1 protein-coding gene is annotated in these 599 nt (G+C 59.1%); it reads right to left on the reverse strand.

Annotation, left to right across the window (positions count from 1 at the left end):
* Positions 1-537 (reverse strand): AAA family ATPase (locus ACR0C6_RS22000; RefSeq protein ID WP_480621305.1); only part of this gene is annotated, 537 nt, incomplete at its 3' end.
* Positions 538-599 lie beyond the last annotated feature (62 nt).

The following is a 599-nucleotide window of genomic DNA, read 5'->3' on the forward strand; positions in this document are numbered from 1 at the left end:
GATGAAATCCGATCCGCGCAATCCGGCTGCGGCCAGCGCTCCGGGGATCGATTTGTTGTTACGATAAAACGTAGCAGCACGGTCCAAAGCTTCGTCTGTCAGACCTTCGATCTCGGGGCGTTCATCATTTCCGGCCAGCCACTCGGCGATACGCTCGTATTCCGGGTCATAGACCGGCGTATAAAGGATGCGGTGAATAGTAGTTGCCGGAACACCGCGAAGGCGCAAAACACTTGCGGCTTTGTTCGTGGGGGCCAGAATGGCAAGGCTGCGCTTGTCTCTGGATTTCCGGCTTTCGTAATCGCCGGACACGACCTGAACGCCGGTCTCCGCCAGCGCTTTGTAAAGTTCGGCCAGTAGCAACGTTTTGCCGGACCCGGCCTTGCCGATGACAGCCATCACGCCAGACTTCCCTGCCCCCGGCAGTTTGAGAAGGGCATCGTCCTCCAGGTCGACACCGGCTGAGCGCAGCATCTCGGCGATGCTGTCATACGCGGCGGCCTGATCATCTGAGAAGGTCACGTTGGGCAAAGACATGGCGCGACCCTACAGGGCCGCGCCAACCATCACCAGATGCGGAATTGCGTTTTCCGGTCCTT

Source organism: Ruegeria sp. AL12 (assembly GCF_056540885.1).